This is a genomic window from Rhizobacter sp. P2_H2, from assembly GCF_056403375.1.
This window is the reverse complement of record NZ_JBFUFP010001677.1, coordinates 1-749: the sequence shown is the minus strand read 5'-3', so window position 1 is coordinate 749 and position 749 is coordinate 1. Positions and strand designations below refer to the sequence as shown.

The window sequence follows — 749 nt, the reverse complement described above, 5'->3', positions numbered from 1 at the left end:
GAACTCCTTCCTCGGCGTGGACCTGCTCGACGATGGACGCGAGCATTTGCACTGACGCTTCTTCGAGCAGTGCGTTCATCTGGGGCTCGAGGCGAGCCGGGATGTCGCCGTTCAGCAGGATGGCTTTCAGCTGTGTTCCACGCATGACGCGCCGGTAGCTGACGCTTGCTGAACGCGCAGCGATGTTGACGGGTGAGATCGATCGGACGCCGGTACCGCCGCGCTTCGGATGAGCGGGCGAGACCGTCAGCGACAGGCCCAAGGTGTTCAGCAGGCGCGCCGTCCGATGAAGACTCAGGTCCTTGAACGAGCCGTTCTCGATCTGGTTGATCGTCGCGCGTGACAGRCCGGCAAGCTTGGCCAGCCTCTGCATCGGATGATCGTCCGATGGTCCTCAGCTCTCGTTGAGAGGACAGTCCGTGCTCTGCCAATTCACCACCGGGAACACACCATGAACATCGTCAAGCTGGCCGCCCTCGGCCTCACCGCTTCCATCGTCGCTGCCTCGGCTGGCGCGGCCACCCCGGCCGCACCGGACAGCGCCAAGCCCAGCGTCGTGATCGTCCACGGCGCGTTCGCCGACGGCTCCGACTGGGCCAAGGTCGTGCCGCTGCTGCAGGCCAAGGGCCTGAACGTCGTCGCGGTGCAGAACCCGCTGAGCTCGCTGGCCGACGACGTCGCCGCCGCGAAGCGTGCGATCGATGCGCAGCCGGGCAAGGTCGTGCTGGTCGGCCATTCGTGGGGCGGCA

2 protein-coding genes are annotated in these 749 nt (G+C 66.2%); one reads left to right on the top strand and one right to left on the bottom strand.

Annotated features, from left to right (window positions below):
- Nucleotides 1-373, bottom strand: a 373-nt coding sequence (locus tag AC1D15_RS35560) for a helix-turn-helix domain-containing protein (RefSeq protein ID WP_477829791.1), incomplete at its 3' end; no start/stop codon positions are given.
- A 78-nt stretch (nt 374-451) separates the two neighbouring features.
- On the opposite strand from AC1D15_RS35560, the gene AC1D15_RS35555 reads away from it, so the two are divergent.
- Nucleotides 452-749 (top strand): esterase/lipase family protein (locus tag AC1D15_RS35555; RefSeq protein WP_477829790.1); only part of this gene is annotated, 298 nt, incomplete at its 3' end.